This window comes from Coleofasciculus sp. (assembly GCF_046565525.1).
Taxonomy (GTDB): domain Bacteria; phylum Cyanobacteriota; class Cyanobacteriia; order Cyanobacteriales; family Coleofasciculaceae; genus Coleofasciculus.
On record NZ_JBKHUP010000001.1, the window covers coordinates 146,795 to 172,166 of the forward strand.

The window sequence follows — 25,372 nt, forward strand, 5'->3', positions numbered from 1 at the left end:
TCCTTAACCCCCAACCGATTGCCTGCAACGAATGCTTCAATTGCCTAAATCTCCGCCCATGAGAAAGCTGGTTCCTGAATCTGAGGCTTATGAAATCTGCCGTCAGATTACAGCCAAATACGCCAAAACGTTTTATCTGGCTACCTTACTTATGCCAGAAGAAAAGCGTCGTGCGATATGGGCAATATATTTCTGGTGTCGGCGAACCGATGAACTGGTGGATGGTCCCCAAGCCCGTTTAACGACGCCGGAAACCTTGGAACGCTGGGAACAGCAGTTAGAATCGGTTTTTGCGGGACAGCCAATCGAGGACGCGGATGTGGCGTTAGTGGATACGTTGCAACGATTCCCGATGGATATTCAACCATTTCGGGATATGATCGCGGGTCAACGGATGGACTTATTCCGCAGCCGTTATGAAACCTTTGAAGAACTTAAGCTGTACTGCTATCGTGTGGCGGGTACGGTGGGGTTAATGACGAGTCCAGTGCTAGGATTTGACTTGGCTTGGAGTCAAACGCCCTGGAATGGTCAATTTGAGACGAATCCAGTAGAGGAAGCGATCGCGTTAGGGATTGCTAAACAGTTGACAAATATCCTGCGCGATGTTGGCGAAGATGCACAAAGAGGTCGAATTTATCTGCCATTAGATGAATTGGCGCTATTTAATTATACCGAAGAGGATTTATTTAAGGGAGTTGTTGACGAGCGCTGGCAGGAACTGATGCGCTTCCAAATTCAACGGGCGCGTAAGTTTTATACTTACGCAGAAAAGGGTATTGGGGCGCTGAGTCGGGATGCGCGTTGGCCCGTCTGGGCGGCTACGATGCTGTATCAGGGGATTTTAGATGTAATTGAGCGTAATAATTATGATGTGTTTACGCAACGGGCTTATGTGTCTAAGGGGCGGAAGTTGCTTTATTTACCAGTCGCTTGGTTAAGAGCGCAGGCGCTTTAAGAAGCATTGGTCATTGGTCATTTGGCTTTTTCGTGAGTTCCTGGTAGGGGCGCAAAGCTTTGCGCCCAAATTCTTAAATTTGTTGCTTTGTTTATCCCTGACTAAATTGATAATTCCACAATCAGTCGGCGTTTCTCAAACAAGCGATTCGCGATCATGAGGTAAGGAACGATAGTAGTCAAACCCGCCCCTACACAAAAAACAAAATATTCCCGCCTTGATTGCGCCAGATACGGTGAAAATTAAGCTACCCTTTTACCTAATCCCGCAACCTATATTCCCGTTGCACCCGCTATGAGTAACCGCCACTGGCTAAAGATTACTGAATACCTTTTCCTCGCTGGTTCAGCCTTGGGAACGGTTATCACCGCCGCAACTCAACAGGCGGTTTACGCCGCCGCACCGATTACGATTACTCTGGGATTGAATCTAGCTAATCGAGGGCGATTCTATCAGAAGACTCATCAACAGACACAAACCGCGATCGCACAACTCCAACAACAAGTTAAAAACTCAGACTCCCTCAGATCCCAGATTGCAAAATTACACGATGCGATCGCACAACTCCAACAACAAGCTACAAACTCAGACTCCCTCAGATCCCAGATTGCAAAATTACACGATGCGATCGCACAATTCCCAATCCCAGAACCGATTAACCCCAATTCTCCCAGGATTCAGTCTACTGTAGAAGTTCAACTGCTTTTACCAGACAACATTTCCCGATGGCAATGTGTCAACACCCTCACCGGAAATTTAGCGCCCATTACCACTCTGACTCTTCATCCAGATGGGCAAATTATCGCCACTAACACGATTAATAATACAATCCAATTGTGGGATATTCACACGGGACAAAAACACCTGATCCTCAAAGGACATTCCCACCCGGTTTTATCCATCGCTTTTAATCCTCACGAACAAACCTTAGCCAGTGGTAGTGCGGATCATACGATTAAGCTGTGGGATACTCGCACGGGACAGCAAAAACGCAGTCTAAAGGGCTATTTTTACTATTTTCTCGCCGTAGCCTTTAGTCCCGATGGCTTAACCTTGGCGAGTGGGGGTGCTGACTGTACTGTTAAGCTTTGGGATGCCAATACTTTAGCCCAAAAACGCATTTTTAAAGGACATGGGGAAAAAGTTCATACCGTAGCCTTTAGTCCCGATGGGCAAATTCTTGCCAGTGGGAGTCGGGATGGCATGATTAAACTCTGGGATATCCGTTCCTCTGTTCGCAACGATACGATCACACTCAACGGACATCAATGTGGGATTTATGCGGTCATATTTAGCCCCGATGGACAATGGCTGGCTAGTGGAAGTGCAGACTGTACAATTAAATTATGGGACATGAGAACTGGACAGGAAAGGTATACCTTAAAAGGACATACTGATGAGGTTCGCTGTCTTGCCTTTAGTCGGGATGGGAACACCTTAATCAGTGGAAGTTGTGACCAAACCCTGAAACTATGGAATCTGGAGGATGGGGGGTTAATTAGCACTTTATCTGAACATGCGGGTGCAGTGACATCAGTGGTTTTCAGTCCCGATGGACAGCAATTGATTAGTGGGAGTAGCGACAAGACAATCAAGATATGGCGTAGGCAACAGGAGTGCGATCGCGCCTGAACTCCAGTCCAGTCATCCTTGCACTGCGATTCAGATTCTATCTGTCAATAAGTTGAGAACATAATACAATATTTTATCGTCCCCTCTTAGTCTATAGCCAACCTCCATAATTGGTAAACTATTTTATTCGCTGTTCCCCATGGTAATCTGTATCTTAAGAAATAAATTAGGTGCTATATATGACTTTCATCAACCCAAAAACAGACTTTGCCTTCAAAAAAATATTCGGCTCTACGGATAGTAAAGACATCCTCATTAGTTTTTTAAATGCGCTTCTATACGAGGGCAATTCCACCATTGAGGACTTAGAAATTATTGATCCGTATTTACCGCCGAGTATTCCTGGTCTAAAAGATACCTTTCTGGACGTTAAGGCAAAAATTACTGGAAATAAAATCGTGATCATTGAAATGCAAGTATTAAATGTCGTCGCCTTTGATAAACGAGTTGTATTCAATGCTGCTAAAACCTTTGCAACTCAACTTAAATCTGGGGAAGGATACTCTAGACTGAATTCTGTCATTGCTTTAACAATTACAGACTTTCAGATGTTTCCCCATCGAAATAAAGTCATTTCCCGATTTACTTTTGCCGACATGGAGGATTTATTCATATATCCTGAACATCCTCTAGAATTGGTTTTTGTAGAATTGCCGAATTTTCAAAAAGATTTAAATGAATTGGAAACATTAACCGATAAATGGATTTATTTCATGAAACAAACGAGCAACTTAGACAGTGTGCCGGAAACAATGGATGAAGTTGCTGCTATTCAGAAAGCGTTTAGAATTGCTAATCAAGCGAACTTAAGTCTGGAAGACTTGGAAACGCTAGAGAAACAGCAAATGTTTCTAGAAGACCAACGTGGCGCTATTTTAAAAGGCATTGAACAAGGTTTAGAACAAGGTTTAGAACAAGGTTTAGAACAAGGTAGACAGCAAGGTTTAGAACAAGGTAGACAGCAAGGTAAACAAGAAGGAGAAATTGGATTAATCTTGCGTTTATTAGAACGTCGTATCGGAGCGATCGCGCCGGAACTGCAAACCCGCCTCCGTCAATTACCCTCTGGGCAATTAGAAGCATTAGCCGATGCTGTCCTGACATTTACTGATTTTACCGATTTAACCACTTGGTTACAAGATAACACCCAGAGTTAAACCAAGAGTGATAGGGGATGTGATCGCTGTCTCTGTCGCCAGAGTGGGGAAGGTTTACTATAGATGCGGTACACTCATGCATTCCTAGAGATAATACCGCCTGGGATTCAAATAACCAATAACCAATAACCAATGACCAATGACAAATTATGAGCTACTGCCTCAATCCTAACTGCCTACAATGCCAGAACCCTAATAATAGTCGATTTTGTCAAAGTTGTGGGTCGAATTTACTCTTGAGAGAGCGTTATCGGGGAATTCAACTAATTGGACAGGGCGGATTTGGTAGAACGTTTTTAGCCGTGGATGAGGATAAACCGTCTAAACCCCATTGTGTCATCAAACAATTTTATCCCCAAGCTCAAGGAACAGATAGTGTCCAGAAAGCGGCAAGTCTTTTTGAGCAAGAAGCGGTGCGTCTTGACGATTTGGGCTATCATTCCCAAATTCCAGAACTGTTTGCCCATTTTAACCAGGATAATCGTCAATATTTGGTACAAGAATATATTCCGGGGTACAATTTAGCTCAAATTTTAGTGGCTCACGGTGCATTTACTGAACAGCAGATTCTAGATTTACTGAATAGTTTGCTACCATTGCTAGATTTTATTCACAGTCATAATGTTATTCATCGGGATATTAAGCCGGAAAATGTAATTTGTCGTTCTTGCTCAAATTTTATGGGCGCCAGGAAAGGACAACTGGTAATTGTAGATTTTGGCGCGGCTAAATTTGCCACGATTACTGCCCTCACTCGCAAAGGAACAATTATTGGTTCCGCTGGCTATGCTGCACCGGAACAGGCGTTGGGTCAAGCGTTTTTTGCTAGTGATTTGTATAGTTTGGGTGTAACTTGTATTCATCTGTTGACTCGACGCCATCCCCTAGAACTCTATTGTGTGAATGAGGGGGATTGGGTGTGGCGAGATTATTTAACCACGTCCATTAGTCCTGAATTAAGTCAAGTTATCGATAAATTGTTGCAACGTCCCATCCGACGACGTTATCAAAAGGCACAAGATGTTTTACAAGATTTAAACCATGATTCAACGACGACATCTCACCGCTATTTTGCCGCACTAAAAACCTTAGCGATACCTGCTATTACTCAACTCATTCCTCCTAAAAATACCTGGAAATGTATTCATACTCTCATCGGTCATTCAAGTTCAGTTTGTTCTGTGGCAATTAGTCCTGATGAACAATGTCTGGCGAGTGGGAGTTTCGATAAAACGGTTAAATTGTGGAATCTTCAGACGGGGGAATTGTTGCATACCCTGACAAAACATACCAAACCTGTGTTGTCGGTGGCGTTTAGTCCTGACGGTAAAATTCTTGCTAGTGCTAGTGTGGATGACACGATTGAATTATGGCAGTGGCGATCAGCGTCTTTAAGCTGCACGATCGCGGATTATTCCGATGCGAGAGTATCGATATGTCTAGCGATGAGTCCCGATGGGAAATTTTTGGCTAGTGGTAGCGATCGCCAAGTGATTAAAGTATGGCAGATTGATACTGGCAATTTACTCTACACCCTCAGTGATTCACGGGGGATTAATTCAGTCACCTTTAGCCCCGATGGGCAATTCCTGGCTAGTGGGAGTAGTGATAATACGGTGAAGTTATGGCGTCTGGATAATAGTGAACTGGTAAACAGGTTTACAGGTCACGAACGGGATGTCAATTCGGTGGCGATTGACCCCCAGGGGAAAATACTCGCCAGTGGTAGCAGTGATACGACGATTAAATTATGGCATTTAGGGAACGGTAAACTCCTCGCTACCCTCAGAGGACATGGGGATTGGGTACGAAGTGTAAGATTTAGTCATAATGGACGAATTCTCGTCAGTGGTAGCGCTGATGCCACAATTAAGTTGTGGGATTTGCACGGTGGTAAGGTGGCGGCGACGTTAGCGGAACATACCAAGGATGTGAATTCTATTGCGTTGAGTCAAGATGGGCAGATGATTATTAGTGGGAGTCGCGATGGCACAATTAAGATTTGGCGGTATCAATAAGATCGTCATTCGTCATTCGTTAGGAAACGGGGAATAAATTCATAATTTATAATTCATATAATTCATAATTTTCATGGATCAGCTTAATCAGTATTATGTAATTTTTGGACTGCAACCGGGTGCGTCTTTAGCAGAGATTAAACAAGCCTATCGGGAATTAGCTAGATGTTGGCATCCGGATCGTTTTCCTGATGATCCGCAACGACAAGCCCAAGGACAAGAAGAACTTAAAAAAATAAATGACGCTTACCAACAGCTTAAGTATTATGCCTCGGTATTACCTCAGCCAGAGGTTAGCCAAGATGTGGATGGAACAACCTATTACCAGTGGGGGATGGAACTGGCAAAGGGCTGTCAATATCAGCAAGCAATTGACTATTTTAGCAAAGCTATCTGGCTGGATTTTGATTTAGTTAAAGCCTATAAATATCGCGGACTGGCTTATTCTCAACTGGGCGAACACCGACAAGCGATCGCGGATCTTAATCAAGCGGCTAGTCTGTATTGGCAACAGCAAGATCTACGAGAGTATCAAGATGTGCTTTTCTGCATTAGCAAGTTGCAAAATGTAGTTTTGCAGCCACTCCAACAGAACTGGCGTTGTGTTCATACCCTCAAAGGTCATACTTACTTTGTCTACGCCGTTGCGATTAGTCCAGACAGGCAAACTATCGTGAGTGGTAGCACAGATGGAACGATTAAACTATGGGATGTGCAAACAGGAAAGGAACAACGCACTCTCAAAGGACATGTCGGTAGGTTTGGCTATGTTCAATCTATTGCAGTTAGTGCCGATGGGCAAACATTGGTGAGTGGGGGAAATGATAAAACGATTAAGATTTGGCAACTCAGTACTGGGAATGAACAGCAAACATTAATCGGACATTCGGGTCTATTTGCTGGGGTTAAGTCGGTAACAATTAGTCCAGATGGTAAGCTACTTGCCAGTGGTAGCGATGATAAAACCATTAAACTTTGGTCTCTGCCGAAAGGACGAGAATTACGCACCTTTAAGGGTCATAATGCTGGAGTCAATGGAGTTGCTATTAGTCCAAATGGCAAGATTCTCGCCAGTTGTAGCACTGATAAAACGATTAAGTTATGGCAGGTGGGAAAGGCGCGGGAACTTCATACGCTTATCGGTCATCATGATGCTGTAAATGGGGTAGCATTTAGTTCCGATGGGCAGATTCTTGCCAGTGGGAGTGCCGATGGAACGATTAAAGTCTGGCAACTCAGTAGTGGGCGGATACTGCGAACTTTGAAAGGGCATCATGATATGGTCAATGCAGTAGCATTTAGTCCTGATGGACAGATTCTTGTCAGTGGTAGCACCGACAAAACGATTAAACTGTGGCAGATTAGAAAAGGGCAGAAACTTCGCACGCTGAAAGGACATACGGCTGCTGTACATACAATTGCAATCAGTTTAGATGGGCAAATTATTGTCAGTGGGAGTGCGGATAAAACAATTAAGATTTGGCGATGCGATTAATGATCAATGACAAACTTGATAACATTGGACAGGTTTATGTTAAAGGAGTTCACACTTTTATTATGTTTCGTCCCAATTTTGTAAAATAAATTGATATTGATAAGTTACCTGCATCCCCCCTGCACCTTGGATATATATCCTCCTTTCGAGGGTGCAATCCCAGGGGAGGGGAACATAGAATCAAGCCAAGAAAATCCAACGATTCAGAAAGGATAAAGGTTATGGTAAATACGATGAAAGCCGCCGTGGTGCATAAATTTGGCGAACCCCTATCGATTGAAGAGGTTCCTATTCCAGAACCCAAAGCCGGACAAGTCTTAATCCGTACCGTTACCTGTGGTGTCTGCCATACTGACTTACATGCGGCTGATGGGGATTGGCCCATAAAGCCTAATTTGCCTTTTATCCCTGGACATGAGGGGGCGGGTTATATCGCCGCTGTGGGTTCTGGCGTAACCTTACACAAAGAAGGCGATCGCGTCGGGGTTCCTTGGCTGCATAGTGCCTGTGGACATTGCGAATATTGCTTCACGGGTTGGGAAACCCTATGTCCTGATCAAGAAAACACAGGGTACTCTGTCAATGGAGGTTATGCGGAGTATATGGTGGCGCCGGCTGACTATATAAGTCCTATCCCCGATGGCGTTGATTTTGCTGATGCTAGTCCCATTCTCTGCGCTGGGGTAACCACCTACAAAGGTTTGAAAGAAACTAATACTAAACCTGGAGAATGGGTGGTGATTTCTGGTATTGGTGGCTTAGGTCACATTGCTGTCCAATATGCCAAAGCTTTGGCACTCCATGTTGTCGCCTTAGACACCAGTGATCAGAAGCTGGAGTTAGCCAAGCAATTGGGGGCAGAACTTACGGTGAATGTGACCAAAGAAGACCCCGCCACGGTGGTACAAGAGAAAATTGGGGGGGCGCATGGTGCTTTAGTCACCGCTGTTTCTACTGCTGCTTTTCGTCAAGCCCTGGGAACGCTACGACGAGGTGGCACTTGTGCTTTAGTTGGGCTACCCCCAGGAGATTTTCCTACACCTATCTTTGAGGTGGTATTAAAACGGATTACTATTCGCGGTTCCATTGTCGGTACGCGCAAAGATATGCAAGAATGCTTACAATTTGCGGCAGAAGGCAAGGTGAAGCCCACTTTAGAGAAGCAGCCGTTAGAGGAGATTAATCATATATTTGAACGTCTCAGAAACGGTGAAGTGAATGGTCGCATCGTGCTGCAAGTTAGCTAATTATTATGACAATTGCATCCTGGGGGGTGGTCAATGCCCAAAATACGCTGATTAATCATGGCACTATTCTCTTTGCGATCGCGTGGGGTGGTGTCTGATTAATGGGATGCGATCGCGAAAATCCTGGCAAGTTTCACCCTAACTCAAAGACATCATCCCGGCGATACAACTCGGATAGTATCATGTCCGGTTGCATCCTCACCGGTGAACCTATCCTATAACTATAACTTTTCGATTTCTCTGTTGAGTTTTAAATTGCTCAAGATAATCGGACTGAAGGCTTAAGTCAGCAACTCCTGGCAAAGCTTGACTTACCGTTGGTTTTGGTTGTAGTATGAGAAAATTAAATCCTGTATATTGGTTTCTTTTTGTTTACTTTTAAGAGCAAAACCCATCAAAGCCCTAAAATAACGTCAATTTTTTTTCCTAACTTGGGAAAAACTGAGAAAATACAAACATATTTCAACACCCAATTTTCATCAACTCATCAGGGGCAGATTTGACAAAAAAAACCTTTTGTGCATCTAATACCAAAACAAGGATCAGAAATGACGGGGTTTCGCGTCGCTTTTGGTCGATTTCTGAACTATCGCGTCACGCCAGTAGTCAACCCAGGATTTTAACGGGCTCCCATCCCTTACTACATACAAACTCCTCATCTCCCCTGATGATGTGCCAAAATTGTTAGAACGGATCAGTTCAACCCTGTAGGAGATTCTTTTGTGGAGTCGCGTTATAATCCCGTCGAGATAGAGGAAAAGTGGCAAACGAGTTGGTCACAACAAAACCTAGACCAAACCCAAGACAAGGCAGATAAGCCCAAATTCTATGCCCTGTCGATGTTCCCCTATCCATCGGGCAACCTGCACATGGGTCACGTCCGTAACTATACGATTACCGATGTCATTGCCCGCAAAAGCCGGATGCAGGGCTATCGAGTCCTCCATCCTATGGGTTGGGATGCCTTTGGGCTACCCGCAGAAAATGCCGCGATTCAACGGGGTGTTCATCCCGCCAAGTGGACGTACCAAAATATTGCTCAGATGCGGTCTGAGTTAAAGCGTCTGGGATTGTCCTACGACTGGAACTGTGAATTGGCGACCTGTGCGCCGGACTATTACAAGTGGACTCAGTGGATTTTCTTGCAGTTTTTCCACGCTGGATTAGCCTATCAGAAAGAAGCCGCTGTCAACTGGGACCCCATTGACCAAACCGTACTGGCAAATGAACAGGTGGATAGTGAGGGACGTTCCTGGCGTTCTGGTGCGAAAGTGGAACGGAAACTCTTACGCCAGTGGTTCCTGAAAATTACCGATTATGCCGAACAATTACTCAACGATTTAGATAAGCTAGAGGGATGGCCCGAACGGGTGAAGTTGATGCAAGCCAACTGGATTGGCAAGTCCATCGGCGCTTATTTAGAGTTTCCCATTATCGGCTTGGATGAAAAAATTGGCGTCTTTACCACTCGCCCAGATACGGTTTATGGCGTGACTTATGTGGTGTTAGCCCCAGAACATCCCTTAACCCCAAAAGTGACCACCCCTGACCGCAAAGCTGCGGTTGACGCCTTTATTAAAGAGGTGACTCAGGAAAGTGAACTGGAACGCACGGCTGAGGATAAGCCGAAACGCGGTATTCCCACTGGGGGTAAGGCGATTAATCCCTTTACTGGGGAAGAAATCCCGATTTGGATTGCCGATTACGTCCTCTATGAATATGGGACAGGGGCGGTGATGGGTGTTCCCGCCCATGATGCGCGAGATTTCCAATTTGCCAGGGAACAGAATTTACCCATTAAGACGGTGATTGTAGAAGCGGATGCGGCTGACCCGAAAGCTGAACCGAAACAGGCCTATACTGAACCCGGTGTGGTGGTGAATTCTGACCTGTTCAATGGGATGGAATCAACAGTCGCCAAAGCAGAAATTGTCAACTACGCCGAACGCCAAGGATGGGGGAAAGCCCGGATACAGTACCGCCTGCGGGATTGGTTAATTTCCCGCCAACGCTATTGGGGCGCACCCATTCCGGTGATTCACTGTCCTGATTGTGGTATTGTCCCGGTTCCGGAGCAGGATTTGCCCGTCCAGTTACCGGAAAATATAGCGATGAGTGGGGGGCGAGTCGCCTCCTTAGCCCAAGTGGAGGGATGGACAGATGTGCCTTGTCCCACCTGCGGTACAGCCGCGAAACGGGAAACGGATACGATGGATACGTTTATTGATTCGTCTTGGTATTTCCTGCGTTATCCTGATGCCAATAATGACCAGCAGGTGTTTGACAAGAGCAAAACCAATGACTGGATGCCCGTAGACCAGTACGTGGGTGGCATTGAACACGCGATTTTGCACCTATTGTACTCCCGTTTCTTCACCAAAGTTCTGCGCGATCGCGGCTTACTCAATTTTGATGAACCGTTCCAGCGTCTGTTGACTCAGGGGATGGTGCAGGGGTTAACCTATATGAACCCCAGAACCGGGAAATGGATTCCCTCAGTTGAGGTCAACCCCAGTGACCCCAAAGACCCAGAAACCGGGGAAACCCTGGAGGTGTCCTACAAAACCATGTCCAAATCCAAATACAACGGTGTCGCACCTAAAGAAGTCATTAACAAATATGGTGCCGATACCGCCCGCATGTTTATCCTGTTTAAAGCCCCCCCAGAAAAAGACCTGGAATGGGATGATGCAGATGTGGAAGGACAATTCCGTTTCCTCAACCGAGTTTGGCGTTTGGTGGAGGAGTTTGTGGCAAAAGGAACCAACCGTTCCACTACCACTCCCCCTGAGTTAAGTAAACCGGAAAAAGACCTGCGACGGGCAGTTCACACGGCGATTAAAGAAGTCACCGATGATTTAGACGGGGAGTATCAATTTAATACAGCGGTTTCTGAGTTAATGAAACTCAGCAACGCCCTCGGTGATGCTAAGTGCAAAGACTCCCCCGTTTACGCCGAAGGAATCGAGACACTGATTCTATTATTAGCCCCTTTTGCCCCCCATATTGCTGAAGAGTTATGGCATGGAATTGGTCATACAGATTCAGTACACCTACAACCTTGGAGTACCTTTGAACCAGAAGCATTAGTCGCCGATGAGATTACCCTGGTGATTCAAATCATGGGTAAAACTCGTGGCACAATTCAGGTTCCTGCTGATTCCGATAAATCAGCCTTGGAACAGTACGCCAGGGAGTCAGAGGTTGCCCAGCGTTATATCACAGGTAAGACGGTGAAAAAGGTGATTGTTGTACCTGGAAAGCTGGTTAATTTTGTGGTGACAGGTTGATATCAAGGTAGGGAGATAGAATCATGTAGAGACGTGTCATGGCGCGTCTATGTGTAGGGGCGGGTTTACGCGCCAAACTTTCCCCAAAATATAGCGTGGGTTATAAAAACAATTGAAACAATTGTAGGGGCGACCCGCCGTACCCAATTAACACCACCTAACCCTTAATTTGATCGGGTCGCCCTGTATAAGGTATCGTCAATTAAAGGTAAAAATGGTGCAACCCTCCCCATCCAATTAACACAACCCAACCCTTAATTTAATCGGGTTGCCCCCACCCGGTATCAGTAATCATCAAACACCGCATTTAGACAGGGGCGAGTCGATATAGGTTAATTCTCGCACCGAACATTGATGCAGCGACTCGCCCCTACAGCCCCGACAACCCCGACAACCGCTAAACTATCAAAAATGATTTCTAAATTACGAATCACGGCATCTTGCATCATTTTATTGGTAAAAAATGCTTGTTTACCTTCATGGGTGTCATTCTTCAACTCCCCATAGAACCTGTTGGGTTTCGCTTACGCTCTACCCAACCTACATTTGACGTGCGCCCGATTTTATGGTAATATCTATATCACGATTTGATATGTACCACGCTAGTAGGAAGCGATACAAGCGTTGATGGCGAAGACAGCGCAACTACGAACTTAGCTGTTGAAAGAAATCGACTCGCCTGCGGCGGGAATAGGGAAAAGAGAATAGGGAACAGGACAAAAGGGCAAAAGTGTCAAGTGCTAAAGAGTCCACGCCGCACCACAGACAACCCGAAACCCGAGGTTGTAGTACCCGTTGTCTGGGGCCTTCCTGCCGCGATCGGCACAACGACAGAACCTGGGATTGTTGAGCCACGAACCACCGCGCAACAGCCGATAATGATTCTCATTGTCATCAATGATCCAAGCTTGACCCTTTGACGGCGCACCTTCATAGCTATCATGCCACTGGTCAAGACACCATTCCCACACATTTCCATGCATATCGTACAAGCCAAAGGCATTCGCTACTTGAAAACTCCCGACTGGAGTAGTTTCCCTACGACGTTTGCCCTTAGAACCTGCAGCATAAGTATAGTTACCGTTATAGTTAGCTAAATCGGTTGTAATCGTCTCGCCAAAATGAAACGGCGTTGTCATTCCAGCACGACAGGCATATTCCCATTCCGCCTCACTAGGCAGTCGGTATTTCCAACCTGTGTACTGGGACAATCGCGCACAAAACTCCACACAATCGTACCATGATACCCGCTCTACAGGGTGGTTTTTTCCTTTAAAGCCAGAAGGATCAGGCTCAAGTTCTCGCTCAACTTTGGGAAAATGAGCCACGGCTTGCCATTGCGCCTGAGTGATGGGGTATTTCCCTAGGAAGAAGGGTTTAATCGTCACCCAATGCTGAGGACTTTCGTTATTATCGCGTTCGTCCTCAGTCTCTGGCGAACCCATTTGGAATGTACCACCCGGAATCGCCACCATTTCCAGAGGGACATCGCCAAGGGTTTCAATGTAATGGTACGCCTGCTGGGGGCGACGATTCAGCGTTAGTTTTCTTTCCTTCCCCAACACCCCCGGTTTAACCTCTACCGTCACCACTTGAAAGTTAAATGCCGACACGGGTAGGGTTTTTGCTGTTTTTGCCGGCTGAACAGTAGCTGAACTCTCAACGGATGGAGATGTCACCGACAAGATAATTGGCGGTTCAAACGTTAATAACGCCAACCACGCTTCGATTGATTGGGGGCGGTTTTTGGCTTCTAATGCCATTCCCGATAAAATAGCCTGGTTTGTGGCATCACTTAACCCAGAAATAAGCTGTTGCGGTGGTATTAATTCGGCATCATCTAACTTGCGAGAAAAGGAATCCATCGGACGTTGACCTGTCACCGCATAATATAAGGATGCCGCTAAGGTATACACATCAACCGTAATCTTACGACTTCCCCGCACCATCTGTTCATAGGGGGCAAATCCCCGATTCCCAGCTTTATCCGTGGTTGTACTCGTGGTGGGGATTAATCCCTTGGCAATGCCAAAATCAATTAATACCGCTTTTTCCGGATTCCGCACCATAATATTCAGGGGTGTCACATCCCGATGCACCAATCCCGCTTGATGCACCACACGCAGCGCATCCCCAATCTGGCGAATATATCGCACCGCTTGGGCTTCTGACAACGCGCCTTGGTTCTGCACATATTTCCATAAACTCTCCCCAGGGACATAATCCATCACCAGACAGTGAATCCCCACCTCTTCAAACAAATCCGTCACCCGGACAATATGGGGATGGGGGTCATGACAAATTTTAGCGACTATCTGTCCTTCTTTAATAAAGCGGTTCAGATATTTTGGATAATCGGGGTCATTTATCAAACGGGCGTTGGGCGTTTTAATCACAAAATCCTGGTCGAGGCACTGATGATGGACTTTGTAGGTGATTCCGAATCCGCCCTCTCCCAGGACACAATCCACCACAAAGGGGCGCTTTTTTAACGGGTGTCCCGGTGTCCATGCCATACGTCCTTGGTTCCTCTTCCTGATACCCTGAGCGAAGTCGAAGGGTTGCGTCATTCAGATTATAGCTTTTCAGTCTGATGCAGATGTGGCAGTTTCAGGTCAAAAATTGTGCCACAATGCTGAAAGACAAGTGCTATACCAACCATGAAATCGAGTCGATTTTCTCTGTACTGGCTTTGTAGTTCTGTTTTTTGGCTGAGTGTCTTTTATTCAGCACCCGCCAATACTGAAGGGGTGACACCTGCTAATGATGGAACCGGAACCCAAGTCATTCAAACGGGAAATCAGTGCGAATGCTCAACTGAATGTTCCGGCTGATTTTACCGCAACAACGGCTACGGGAATTGGGTTTGGAGAAACGCTTTGGTTTAATGCTTGGGGTGACAATTATTACCAGAGTTTGATGGGTACACCCAATCTTTTTACGTTTGAATTATCACAACCGGGGGCAATTGTCAACGCTGGAAATTTAGCTGTAACTGAGGGGAATTTAATCTTACTGGGGAATCCTGTGATTAATACGGGGAACCTAATAGCCTCCGGTGGACAGATTGCGATCGCGTCAATACCGGGACAGAATCGAGTTAGAATTAGTCAACCTGGACATGTCCTGAGTTTGGAACTTGAACCCCTCACTGATAGTTCAGGACAACTCCTCCCCATTACTCCCCTGGATTTAGCCGCATTGCTGACGGGTTCAGGGGAGGGAATGGAAACCGGGTTAGCGGTTCAAGCCGATGGTACTGTTGCTTTAAGTGATTCTGATTCTGCAATTCCCACTCAGGGGACAACGATTGTCTCTGGAACCCTGGATGTATCTGCTGATGCGCCAACCACGAATCATCAATCAATCACGATAATCGGCGATCAAATTGGACTCTTCGGTGCAGACATTAACGCCTCTGGGATGAATGGCGGGGGTCAGGTGCGAATTGGTGGGGATGTTCAGGGTCAAGGAATGATACCCAATGCAACTCACACGTTCATTAGTCATGATTCCCTAATTCGGGCTGATGCAGGTATTGCAGGGGATGGCGGTGAGGTGATTGTCTGGGCGGATGATACCACTATATTTTATGGCAATATCAGCGCCCGTGGCGGTGTTAATCCTGGGGATGGCGGCTTTGTGGAGGTATCTGGGAAGAATAATCTGGCATTTTCGGGAGTTGTGAATGTTGGTGCTACCAATGGCGTGAATGGCACGCTACTCCTTGATCCCACTAATATTACAATTGTGGCGACTGGTGCAAACGATAACCAACTTAATCCCAATGTTCCCAATGTCGGTGATCCCGCTGGGACGATTTTCGCCAGTGATGGGGGTGCAGTAGACTTTACCCTATCCAGTGCCATCCTGGAAAATCAAATCGAAAACTTAAGCTTTATTCTCGACGCCGGGTTGCGCCATATTCCCCTAGCGGCGTTACATGACGGCAATGACTTTATTATTAAACGGTATAGTGTTGGCTTAATGCCCAGTATCAGCCTCACGGATACCCGTTACCAAGATATCACCACCCTAAAAGTTCTGGCAATGGGGGCGAGTGAGTTTACCGAACTCGATCCTACGAAGCTGCTCAAGTATTTCCATGCCCGCCGCACTAGGGGTGCCAAGCCTTTATCCGTGTCAACTTAAGCTATAGCCCTTGGTGAGCAGAAAGAATATTTTTGAAAATATCCTCCCATTTTAACACCAAACTGAGTTTAAGGGGTAGTATTCCCCCGACATTTCATATAAAAATCACCCAACCCTTGACAATTAAAAATCTTTGTAAAGAAGTGGATTGACTTCTAGAAAATTTGCTGATTTAATATCGATGGAGTTAGGATATAGATAGACAGTTAGAGAGAGCGGTAAACGTCCAAGCTAAATAAACCGCAAGGAATAGATTTAGTGAGGATAAACCTTACTGTTCCTCCTCTATATCCATGAATTTAGTCAAGAGCCTGAGGTAAAAATAAAACACTACGGTTTTTTTAGCAGCAACACAAATACCTTAGAGTTTTGACCAAAATTTACGAAAAATAAAGGATCAGAGCTACGTCTAAAGTCGAAAAGTTTACACAAGAAACGAGGTAAATAATGCATACAGTTGGGACATTTGCACCTAACACGTCTACGCAACAGCAAGAGACAGCCAGTGTTTTATGCGAACAATGGCAGGATTTTACTCCCGGTAAATGGACGAATGAAATTAATGTCCGGGATTTTATCCAAAAGAATTATACCCCCTATAAACAAGACGACTCCTTCCTGGCAGGAGCAACTGAACGGACTAAAATACTCTGGCAAAAAGTCTGCGATTTGATGCAGCAAGAGCGGGAAAAAGGTATTTTAGATGTCGATACCAAAGTTCCCACAAGTATCACCGCCCATGCACCAGGTTATATTGACCAAGACCTAGAACAAATTGTCGGCGTACAAACCGATAAACCTCTGAAACGGGCAATTATGCCCTTGGGTGGTATCCGAGTTGTCAAGAAATCCTTAGAAGCTTACGGCTATCAACTTGATCCCCAAACGGAAGAGATTTTCACCAAATATCGCAAAACCCATAACGATGGGGTGTTTGATGCCTACACCCGGGAAATGCGGACGGCGCGGCGATCGGGTATTATCACGGGGTTACCAGATGCCTATGGTCGGGGTCGGATTATTGGCGACTATCGCCGGGTTGCATTGTATGGGATCACTCGTTTAATTGCTGATAAAAAACAGCAGCAAGATTCCCTGGAATTCGATGCGATAGACGAGTCGGTTATCCAGCAACGGGAAGAAATTGCTGAACAAATCCGGGCGCTAAAAGAACTGCAAGAAATGGCAGCTAGCTATGGCTATGATATTAGCCGTCCGGCGGCAAATGCCCACGAAGCGGTGCAGTGGACATACTTTGGCTATCTGGGTGCGGTGAAGGAACAAAATGGTGCCGCGATGTCCTTAGGACGAGTGTCTACGTTCCTGGATATTTACGTTGAACATGATTTAAATAACGGCACTCTCAACGAATCCGAGGCACAGGAATTAATTGACCATTTCGTGATGAAACTGCGGATGGTGCGCTTCCTGCGGGCACCGGCTTATAATGAACTGTTCTCCGGTGACCCGGTTTGGGTAACCGAAGCCATTGGCGGAATGGGTGAAGATGGTCGTCCGTTGGTGACGAAGACGAGTTTCCGTTTCTTGCATACTCTCAATAACCTAGGTCCTGCACCGGAACCGAATTTGACCGTCCTGTGGTCAGAACGGTTACCGATTAACTTTAAGCGGTTCTGCGCCAAGGTATCGGTGGAAACCAGTTCGATTCAGTACGAGAACGATGACCTGATGCGATCGCACTATGGTGATGATTATGGCATTGCCTGCTGTGTATCGGGAATGCCCATTGGCAAACAGATGCAGTTCTTTGGTGCACGAGTCAACTTGGCTAAAGCCCTACTCTATGCCATTAATGGTGGTAAAGATGAAAAAGCTGGCGATCAAGTAGGTCCAGAACTAGCACCAGTTACCTCGGATTACCTAGATTATGATGAGGTGACGGGGAAATTTGACCAAATGATGGAGTGGTTGGCGAAACTCTACGTCAATACCCTGAATGTGATCCACTATATGCACGATAAATATTGTTATGAGCGTTTGGAAATGGCGCTGCATGACCGGGATGTTTATCGGACGATGGCTTGTGGGATTGCGGGATTGTCGGTGGTTGGCGATGCGTTATCGGCGATTAAATATGCCAAGGTGAAAGTCATTCGCAATGACCAGGGTCTAGCCGTAGACTATGAAGTGGAAGGAGATTATCCTAAATTTGGCAATAACGATGATCAGGTGGATGAAATTACTGCCAACCTGGTGAAAGCGTTTATGGATAAAGTCCGCAAGAACAAGACCTATCGCGGTGCTGTTCCTACCCAATCGATTCTCACGATTACCTCAAATGTGGTCTACGGGAAGAAAACCGGCAGTACTCCTGATGGTCGCAAAGCTGGGGAACCCTTTGCCCCGGGTGCGAACCCAATGCATGGTCGTGATAGCAATGGCGCGATCGCAGCTTTAGCTTCAGTGGCGAAACTTCCCTATGAACATGCCCAAGATGGGATTTCTTATACGTTCTCCATTGTGCCGCAAGCATTGGGTAAGACGGATGATGCGAAGGTGAATAACTTGGTGGGAATGCTAGATGGGTATTTCCATGATGAGGGTCATCATATCAATGTCAATGTCTTCAATCGCGATACCCTGCTTGATGCGATGGATCATCCGGAAAAATACCCGCAGTTAACGATTCGGGTATCGGGTTATGCGGTGAACTTTATTAAATTAACCCGCGAACAGCAACTGGATGTGATTAACCGCACGTTCCACGAACGGATTTAGGCGGAGTTGTTTTTACCTGATCAGGTAGACAAGTCCGTTTTTCTGGGGGGCTAGCCCCCCAGACCCCCCAGTGGGGACGTTGCGCCCCCCCCACCCCCCCGCCGCAACGCTTCGCTATTGTTTGACCATACCTTAATCCATTCAACTTTCAGTCAGGGCGGGTTTTGCACAAACGATATCATCGATAACCATAAGAAGGTTCCTAAACCCGCCTCTATTTTCCTCAAAACTCAAAAATCGAACTATGGTAACGCAATCATCAATTTCTCAATCCCCAATCACCACTCCCCAATCCGCAGTAAAAGGACGCATTCATTCCATAGAAAGCTGCGGTACAGTCGATGGTCCGGGTATCCGCTTTGTTATTTTTACCCAAGGCTGTCCGCTGCGCTGTCTTTATTGTCACAATCCGGATAGCCGCTGTATCCGTGAAGGTCAGGAGGTTACTGTTGATGAACTAATGACCCAGATACAAAAGTATCGTTCTTATATGCGCTTTTCCGGCGGCGGTGTTACCATCTCAGGGGGTGAACCCTTGATGCAACCGGAGTTTGTCCGCGAAATTTACCGACGCTGCCAAGATTTGGGGATTCATACTGCCCTGGATACATCCGGTTATGTCAATTTGGATCTCGTCAAACCTGTGCTGGATCATGTAGATTTGGTCTTGTTGGACATCAAGTCCTTTGATCCCAAAATTTATTTTAAGATTACCAACGTTTCCCTAGAACCCACACTCGCATTTGCCCAGTATTTGAGTGAGATTAAAAAGCCAACCTGGATTCGCTTTGTCTTAGTCCCCAACTTATCCGATAACTTAGAGAGTATTGAGGGATTAGCCCGCTTTGTCTCGACCTTAGGCAATGTGGAAAAAGTAGAAGTTCTCCCTTTTCACAAAATGGGAGAATATAAATGGGAGCAGTTGGGGTACGACTATCAGCTCAAAAACACGCCAACGCCCTCGCCCCAACAGGTGCAGCAGGTGATGGAAATCTTCCAAAGACAGGGGCTGAACGTGCAGTAAAATTGAGGTGTAAAATATGGACGGGAAAGAAAATCTCTATTTATGTATGGGTTCGGCGTGCCATCAACTGGGTGTTTATGAAGTATTACCCAAAATTCAGGAGTTGATTAGCACATACAATTTGGGGGATAAAGTTGAATTAAAGGGTTCCTTTTGCCTAGAAACCTGTAGCGCTGGTATTGTGATGAAATTCAAGGATAAATTTTTTGTCAATATCAATGCTAACAATGTCGAGCAAAAGTTTAAACAAGAGATTTTGCCTTGTCTTCAATGATACAGCATCTTGAACAATAAATAATATGGCAAGTAACGATAAAAGTTTGTGGGAACTACTGTGGCAGTATGATCCCAATGGCTTAATTGTCGTGGATAAAAATATGACAATTAAGCTGGTCAATCCCGCCTTTTGCAAAATGTTTAAGGTGGAGCAGGAGGCGGCTGTTGGTCAGTCCGCCTCCCAAATTTTAACAGATGTCAGTGATTTTCAACGGGTCTGGGATAATAATGAGGTGATTCAGGGGAAGGAAAAAGAGTACGCAAATCACCAACTTTATGTCAGAGAAGTTATTTTTCCGATTAAAGAGGAAAATATAATTGCAGCTATTTTTGTGAATATGAGTTATGAGTTACAGCGGAAGCGAGAATTGATAAAAGTTAAGCGGGAAACGGTGGAGAAGGTTAATGAGGTGGTGGATAATCAAATGAAAGTTGTACAAGAAATTGCTGGAATATTGGGAGAAACGACGGCAACGACGAAGGTGAGTCTATTGAAAATTATTCAAATGGTGGAACAGGAGATGGGGTAGAAGATAAGTAGAGTCGCTGAATAAGTCTTGCGGTGGGGTTGTAGAGACGTAGCATGCTACGTCTGGGAGCAGTAGTTTCACTAGAGAATAGCTTATGAGCAGTGATAACTTTCTGGATATCTATGATTTGAGCTTAAATAAAAAGGGAGAGGAACTGTGTGGCGACAAGGTTAAGTTTATCAAGACGAAGGATAAGAGCACAATTGTTTTATCCGATGGGTTGGGAAGTGGTGTCAAAGCAAACATTCTGGCAACACTGACGACGGAAATCTTGATCACCATGTTGAATGCTGACCTGTCCCTAACTGAGGTGATCAAAACGGTAATTGGTACTTTACCAATTTGTAGGGTACGGAAAATTGCTTACGCCACTTTTACGATTATTCGTATCAATCATCAAACCAATAAGTTTAAAGTTATAAACTTTGATAACCCCCCAATTTTTCATTTTAGAAGAGGAAAACCTGTCCCAGTTGAAACGCGCACGGAGAAAATTATGGAGAAAGACATTGTTATCTCAGAAGGGTATTTAGAACGGGGAGATTTCCTGGGTGCGATTAGTGATGGCGTCTTGTATGCGGGGCTGGGTGAGGTTTTAAATTTTGGCTGGGGCTGGGAAAATATTGCCAAATACATCGAAAGCTTATATATTCGGGATACCTACACTGCCCGTAATATTGTCCGCAAAGTGATTAGCGAAACGCACAGCCTGTATCAAGGGAAAATTGGGGATGATGCCACGTTTGTGGGCGTCTGTGTACGACAGCGTAATGAGTTAATGATTTTTACAGGTCCGCCTTTAGATCAACGTCAAGACAAAGTTTATGTGGAACGTTTATTAAACTTTGAGGGCAGAAAAGTGATCTGTGGCGGAACCACGGGGAATATTGTGGGCAAATATCTGGGCGAAGAGGTGGAAATGGATATTGCCACCATGCGACCGGATCTGCCGCCGATTGGTAAGTTAAGTCAAATTGACTTGGTAACCGAAGGGATATTAACCATCTCGAAAAGCCTAGAAATCTTAAAAAAATGTAAATGTGATATCGATCGCTTACCCACTGACAGCAATGGGGCGGTGCTTCTCGCCAAGGAAATCTTGATGGCGGATTCGGTACTCTTCTTAGTGGGACAGAAAATTAACGAATTTTACCAAAATCCGCTGTTACCCAAAAACATTTCCATCCGCCGAAATTTAGTAGAAGAGGTAGTGAAATATTTGCAAAACCATAAAAAAGAAGTCCAGTTAGAATACTGCTAACACCAATTGGGGTAATGAGAATGAATGCCACCCTTACGACCGATTTAGGACAAGCCAATCCAAATCCTCAGTCATGGGTGGTGATTGGCTATGGGAATACGCTGCGGCGGGATGACGGTGTGGGTCAAGTTGTGGCAATGCAGGTGCAAGAGTGGGGATGGCTTGGGGTGCGATCGCTCCCCCTACACCAACTGACCCCAGAACTGGCACAAACCTTAGCTACTGTGGATGGGGCTATCTTTGTCGATGCTTATCCCGTCTCGCCTGAGAAAGCCTTGGTGCAAGTCTTTCCGCTGCGATCGGGGGAGGCTGATTCTGTCCCATTCGGGCATCATTGTGATCCGCGATCGCTCTTAGCTTTAGCCCAAGCCCTTTATAATCATTCTCCCCCCGCTTGGTTGGTTACCATTCCCGCTGTTGACTTCGAGTTTGGCGAAACCCTCTCACCCATTGCCCAACAGGGAGTTACCGATGCCCTCATTTATATTCATCGCTTGTTGGCAACACAAGGGGAGTCGCCGACTCAAGAATCATCAGGTTGCGCCGATATGAGGGAGATGAGGGAGTTGTGAGTTAAATCTCGCACTCAGTCTGGGCGGGCGCGAGTCCCATCTTTTGTGAGGGAAGAAACGACAGTAGTAAAACCCGCCCCTACACAATCACCACGTCTTCCCCACCTTCTCCAACTCAGATGGCAGATTATCAGGGAGAACCCTAGACTTGAGTCCTTGGGTGTTCAGCGTTAACCGTTCCGTTTCAATTTTTCCCAGATTAATTAATAAGGAAAGGAAAAAACAATGGTTAAGCCACTTAAACCAACCACCGATCCAGCTTATGATATTCTGCGTTCCGAACGTCAACCCCTGCACTCCTTCTTCGCCCCCGATACAGTTGCAGTTATTGGGGCGACGGATAAAGAGGGAAGTGTAGGGCGAACCCTACTGTGGAACTTAATGAGTAATCCCTTCGGGGGAACCATTTTTCCCGTGAATCCCAAACGGCATAATGTCCTAGGGATTCCCGCCTATCCCAGCATTAAAGAAATACCCGATCGCGTGGATCTGGCGATCATTGCCATACCCGCCCCCCTGGTACCCGGAGTGATCCAAGAGTGCGTTGATGTTGGCGTCAAAAGCGCGATTATTATTTCGGCAGGATTTAAAGAAATTGGTCCAAAGGGAGTTGAGTTAGAACAACAAATCCTGGAAACCGCCCGGGGCAAGATGCGAATTATTGGTCCCAATTGCCTGGGTTTAATGAGTCCGCGCACCGGGTTAAATGCTACCTTTGCCAGTACCATGGCGCGTCCGGGTAATTTGGCGTTTATTAGTCAGAGTGGGGCATTATGTACCGCTGTCCTCGATTGGAGTTTCTGGGAAAATGTGGGCTTTAGTGCCTTTATTTCCATTGGTTCGATGATTGATGTGAGTTGGGGGGATCTGATTTACTATCTCGGAGATGATCCCCACACCCATAGCATCGTGATTTATATGGAATCCATTGGTGATGCCCGATCCTTCCTCTCTGCGGCGCGGGAAGTGGCATTAACTAAGCCGATTATCGTGATTAAAACTGGGCGAACTGAAGCCGCTGCTAAGGCATCAGCGTCCCATACCGGTTCTTTGGCAGGTAGCGATGATGTCCTTGATGCCGCATTCCGCCGCTGTGGGGTGGTGCGTGTGAATACCATCTCTGAACTGTTTGATATGGCAGAGGTATGGGCGAAACAACCCCGTCGTCCCAAAGGACCCCGCTTAACGATTATTACCAATGCCGGCGGACCCGGAGTTTTGGCGACAGACGCCCTGATTAGCGCTGGCGGTGAACTGGCAGAACTATCTGAGGGGACAATAACTGCCCTCAACGAAATCTTGCCGCGCCATTGGAGTCATGGCAACCCCATTGATATTCTCGGTGATGCTGATCCCGATCGCTATACCAAAGCCTTAGATATTGCCGTTGACGATCCCAACAGTGACGGCTTGCTGGTGATCCTGACACCCCAAGCCATGACTGATCCCACCCAAATTGCCGAACAGTTAAAACCCTATGCCCAGAAAGCCGGGAAACCCGTGTTTGCCAGTTGGATGGGGGGATCAGAAACCAAAACCGGGGAAACCTTACTCAACCGTGCCAGTATTCCCACCTATCCCTACCCCGATGATGCGGCGCGGTTATTTAATTTAATGTGGCAGTACAGCTACAACCTGAGTGGGATCTACGAAACGCCGATTCTGCCCTCATCCGAAGAAACCGCACCCGATCGCGCTTGTGCCCAGCAGATGATTGAAACCGCACGCAAGGCGGGGCGGACGATTCTGACGGAGTTGGAATCGAAACAGCTTCTGGCTGCCTATAATATCCCAATTGTGCATACAGGGGTGGCGAAAACGGAAGAGGAAGCGGTGAACTGGGCAAATTCCCTGGGGTATCCCGTGGTACTCAAACTCTTTTCCGAAACCATTACCCATAAAACTGATGTGGGTGGGGTGCAGTTGAATCTCACCGATGCGGAGGCGGTACGCTGGGCGTTTCGGGGGATTAAATCCTCCGTGACAGAGAAAGTCGGCGCCCAACATTTCTTGGGCGTCACGGTTCAGGAAATGGTGCGTTTGGATGGTGCTTATGAATTGATTATTGGCAGCAGTGTTGATCCACAATTTGGACCGATTTTAGTCTTCGGATCGGGTGGGCAGTTAGTGGAGGTCTTTAAAGACAGCGCGATCGCACTACCTCCGTTGAATACCACCTTAGCGCGGCGGATGATGGAACAAACGAAAATCTATAAAGCGCTTAAAGGGGTGCGGGGACGTCAACCTGTGGATTTGACCGCATTGGAGCAAATTCTGGTGCAATTTAGCCAGTTAGTCATCGAACAACGCTGGATTAAAGAAATTGACATTAATCCCCTGCTGGCGTCTTCTGACAAATTAATTGCGGTAGATGCACGGGTTGTGCTGCACGAACCGGATATGCAAGAAGATCAACTCCCCAAAACCGCGATTCGTTCTTATCCCAACCAATACACCTCTCCCTGGAAGCTTACTGATGAGACGCCGGTGAAGATTCGTCCCATCCGTCCGGAAGATGAACCCCTAATTGTCAAGTTTCACACCACCCTATCGGATGAAAGCGTATATTTGCGGTATTTCAATGCCATTAAGCTGAGTCGGCGGATTGCCCACGAACGCTTAACCCGCATCTGCTTTATCGACTATGACCGGGAAATGGCGTTGCTTGGGGATTATAAGAACCCTGAAACCGGAAAGCATGAAATTTTAGGTGTGGCGCGACTGAGTAAACTGCACGGAATTAACGAGGCGGAATTCGCCATGTTAATTAGTGATCCCTATCAGCGCCGAGGATTAGGCACAGAATTACTGCGGCGCATTGTGCAAATTGGGCGGGATGAGAAACTCAGCCGGATTACGGCAGAAATTCTCGCCGAAAATATCCCCATGCAGAAAGTGGCGGAAAAAGTTGGATTCCGTCTCTCCCGTGCGGGGAATGAATTAGTCAAAGCAGAGATTAATTTATCGTAACTCTGTTTCCCTCGTTCCCAGGCTCTGCCTGGGAATGCTCTTGTGGAGGCT

The 25,372-nt window shown here is 46.3% G+C and carries 17 protein-coding genes; 15 read left to right on the plus strand and 2 right to left on the minus strand.

Features of this window, described 5'->3' with window-relative positions:
• Positions 1-31: 31 nt before the first annotated feature.
• The 7 genes from crtB to leuS all read left to right on the plus strand — a co-directional run bounded on the left by crtB (position 32) and on the right by leuS (position 11,797).
• On the plus strand, positions 32-958 hold the full coding sequence (crtB, locus tag ACLGGO_RS00640; protein ID WP_446338527.1) for a 15-cis-phytoene synthase CrtB: 927 nt from the start codon (positions 32-34) through the stop codon (positions 956-958).
• A 294-nt stretch (positions 959-1,252) separates the two neighbouring features.
• The gene (locus ACLGGO_RS00645) at positions 1,253-2,590 is read left to right on the plus strand and encodes a WD40 repeat domain-containing protein (RefSeq protein ID WP_446417890.1); all 1,338 of its coding nucleotides are present in this window, start codon (positions 1,253-1,255) and stop codon (positions 2,588-2,590) included.
• A 179-nt stretch (positions 2,591-2,769) separates the two neighbouring features.
• Positions 2,770-3,747 (plus strand): Rpn family recombination-promoting nuclease/putative transposase, encoded by a 978-nt coding sequence (locus tag ACLGGO_RS00650; protein WP_446417891.1) that lies wholly within the window; start codon positions 2,770-2,772, stop codon positions 3,745-3,747.
• A 149-nt stretch (positions 3,748-3,896) separates the two neighbouring features.
• Positions 3,897-5,765 carry a protein kinase domain-containing protein gene (locus tag ACLGGO_RS00655; RefSeq protein ID WP_446417892.1) on the plus strand — a complete coding sequence of 623 codons (1,869 nt, stop codon included), beginning with the start codon at positions 3,897-3,899 and terminating at the stop codon, positions 5,763-5,765.
• 73 nt (positions 5,766-5,838) lie between these two features.
• Positions 5,839-7,260 (plus strand): DnaJ domain-containing protein, encoded by a 1,422-nt coding sequence (locus ACLGGO_RS00660; RefSeq protein WP_446417893.1) that lies wholly within the window; start codon positions 5,839-5,841, stop codon positions 7,258-7,260.
• 221 nt (positions 7,261-7,481) lie between these two features.
• Positions 7,482-8,507 (plus strand): alcohol dehydrogenase AdhP, encoded by a 1,026-nt coding sequence (gene adhP / locus ACLGGO_RS00665; protein ID WP_446417894.1) that lies wholly within the window; start codon positions 7,482-7,484, stop codon positions 8,505-8,507.
• Between the two features lie 722 nt (positions 8,508-9,229).
• Positions 9,230-11,797 (plus strand): leucine--tRNA ligase, encoded by a 2,568-nt coding sequence (gene leuS / locus ACLGGO_RS00670; protein WP_446417895.1) that lies wholly within the window; start codon positions 9,230-9,232, stop codon positions 11,795-11,797.
• A 332-nt stretch (positions 11,798-12,129) separates the two neighbouring features.
• On the opposite strand, the gene ACLGGO_RS00675 is transcribed toward leuS, so the two are convergent.
• Both ACLGGO_RS00675 and ACLGGO_RS00680 read right to left on the minus strand, forming a co-directional pair.
• Complete coding sequence (locus tag ACLGGO_RS00675) at positions 12,130-12,294, minus strand: hypothetical protein (RefSeq protein WP_446395154.1); 165 nt, start codon at positions 12,292-12,294, stop codon at positions 12,130-12,132.
• A 243-nt stretch (positions 12,295-12,537) separates the two neighbouring features.
• The gene (locus ACLGGO_RS00680) at positions 12,538-14,313 is read right to left on the minus strand and encodes an SUMF1/EgtB/PvdO family nonheme iron enzyme (RefSeq protein WP_446417896.1); all 1,776 of its coding nucleotides are present in this window, start codon (positions 14,311-14,313) and stop codon (positions 12,538-12,540) included.
• 247 nt (positions 14,314-14,560) lie between these two features.
• Here ACLGGO_RS00680 and ACLGGO_RS00685 point away from each other — a divergent pair, with 247 nt between their 5' ends.
• The 8 genes from ACLGGO_RS00685 (at position 14,561) to ACLGGO_RS00720 (ending at position 25,321) form a co-directional block, all read left to right on the plus strand.
• Positions 14,561-15,949: a CHAT domain-containing protein gene (locus tag ACLGGO_RS00685; protein ID WP_446417897.1), complete on the plus strand. Its 1,389-nt coding sequence runs from the start codon at positions 14,561-14,563 to the stop codon at positions 15,947-15,949.
• A 447-nt stretch (positions 15,950-16,396) separates the two neighbouring features.
• Positions 16,397-18,688: a formate C-acetyltransferase gene (pflB, locus tag ACLGGO_RS00690; RefSeq protein WP_446337166.1), complete on the plus strand. Its 2,292-nt coding sequence runs from the start codon at positions 16,397-16,399 to the stop codon at positions 18,686-18,688.
• A 244-nt stretch (positions 18,689-18,932) separates the two neighbouring features.
• Complete coding sequence (pflA, locus tag ACLGGO_RS00695; RefSeq protein ID WP_446337167.1) at positions 18,933-19,712, plus strand: pyruvate formate-lyase-activating protein; 780 nt, start codon at positions 18,933-18,935, stop codon at positions 19,710-19,712.
• A gap of 16 nt (positions 19,713-19,728) precedes the next feature.
• On the plus strand, positions 19,729-19,986 hold the full coding sequence (locus ACLGGO_RS00700) for a (2Fe-2S) ferredoxin domain-containing protein (protein WP_446337168.1): 258 nt from the start codon (positions 19,729-19,731) through the stop codon (positions 19,984-19,986).
• 25 nt (positions 19,987-20,011) lie between these two features.
• Positions 20,012-20,518 carry a PAS domain S-box protein gene (locus tag ACLGGO_RS00705; protein ID WP_446355060.1) on the plus strand — a complete coding sequence of 169 codons (507 nt, stop codon included), beginning with the start codon at positions 20,012-20,014 and terminating at the stop codon, positions 20,516-20,518.
• Between the two features lie 94 nt (positions 20,519-20,612).
• A complete protein-coding gene (locus ACLGGO_RS00710) occupies positions 20,613-21,779 on the plus strand; it encodes a SpoIIE family protein phosphatase (RefSeq protein WP_446355058.1) in 1,167 nt (388 codons plus the stop codon).
• A gap of 20 nt (positions 21,780-21,799) precedes the next feature.
• Entirely contained in the window at positions 21,800-22,351 is a 552-nt protein-coding gene (locus ACLGGO_RS00715) for a hydrogenase maturation protease (protein ID WP_446417898.1), read from the plus strand.
• 225 nt (positions 22,352-22,576) lie between these two features.
• Positions 22,577-25,321 carry a bifunctional acetate--CoA ligase family protein/GNAT family N-acetyltransferase gene (locus ACLGGO_RS00720; RefSeq protein WP_446417899.1) on the plus strand — a complete coding sequence of 915 codons (2,745 nt, stop codon included), beginning with the start codon at positions 22,577-22,579 and terminating at the stop codon, positions 25,319-25,321.
• Positions 25,322-25,372: the final 51 nt, after the last annotated feature.

What these genes read in the sequence shown, in the direction of transcription:
- crtB (WP_446338527.1), top strand. Translation starts at nt 32, where the DNA reads ATGCTTCAATTGCCTAAATCTCCGCCCATGAGAAAGCTGGTTCCTGAA.
- ACLGGO_RS00645 (WP_446417890.1), top strand. Translation starts at nt 1,253, where the DNA reads ATGAGTAACCGCCACTGGCTAAAGATTACTGAATACCTTTTCCTCGCT.
- ACLGGO_RS00650 (WP_446417891.1), top strand. Translation starts at nt 2,770, where the DNA reads ATGACTTTCATCAACCCAAAAACAGACTTTGCCTTCAAAAAAATATTC.
- ACLGGO_RS00655 (WP_446417892.1), top strand. Translation starts at nt 3,897, where the DNA reads ATGAGCTACTGCCTCAATCCTAACTGCCTACAATGCCAGAACCCTAAT.
- ACLGGO_RS00660 (WP_446417893.1), top strand. Translation starts at nt 5,839, where the DNA reads ATGGATCAGCTTAATCAGTATTATGTAATTTTTGGACTGCAACCGGGT.
- adhP (WP_446417894.1), top strand. Translation starts at nt 7,482, where the DNA reads ATGGTAAATACGATGAAAGCCGCCGTGGTGCATAAATTTGGCGAACCC.
- ACLGGO_RS00680 (WP_446417896.1), bottom strand. Translation starts at nt 14,313, where the DNA reads ATGGCATGGACACCGGGACACCCGTTAAAAAAGCGCCCCTTTGTGGTG.
- ACLGGO_RS00685 (WP_446417897.1), top strand. Translation starts at nt 14,561, where the DNA reads ATGATGGAACCGGAACCCAAGTCATTCAAACGGGAAATCAGTGCGAAT.
- pflB (WP_446337166.1), top strand. Translation starts at nt 16,397, where the DNA reads ATGCATACAGTTGGGACATTTGCACCTAACACGTCTACGCAACAGCAA.
- pflA (WP_446337167.1), top strand. Translation starts at nt 18,933, where the DNA reads ATGGTAACGCAATCATCAATTTCTCAATCCCCAATCACCACTCCCCAA.
- ACLGGO_RS00700 (WP_446337168.1), top strand. Translation starts at nt 19,729, where the DNA reads ATGGACGGGAAAGAAAATCTCTATTTATGTATGGGTTCGGCGTGCCAT.
- ACLGGO_RS00705 (WP_446355060.1), top strand. Translation starts at nt 20,012, where the DNA reads ATGGCAAGTAACGATAAAAGTTTGTGGGAACTACTGTGGCAGTATGAT.
- ACLGGO_RS00710 (WP_446355058.1), top strand. Translation starts at nt 20,613, where the DNA reads ATGAGCAGTGATAACTTTCTGGATATCTATGATTTGAGCTTAAATAAA.
- ACLGGO_RS00715 (WP_446417898.1), top strand. Translation starts at nt 21,800, where the DNA reads ATGAATGCCACCCTTACGACCGATTTAGGACAAGCCAATCCAAATCCT.
- ACLGGO_RS00720 (WP_446417899.1), top strand. Translation starts at nt 22,577, where the DNA reads ATGGTTAAGCCACTTAAACCAACCACCGATCCAGCTTATGATATTCTG.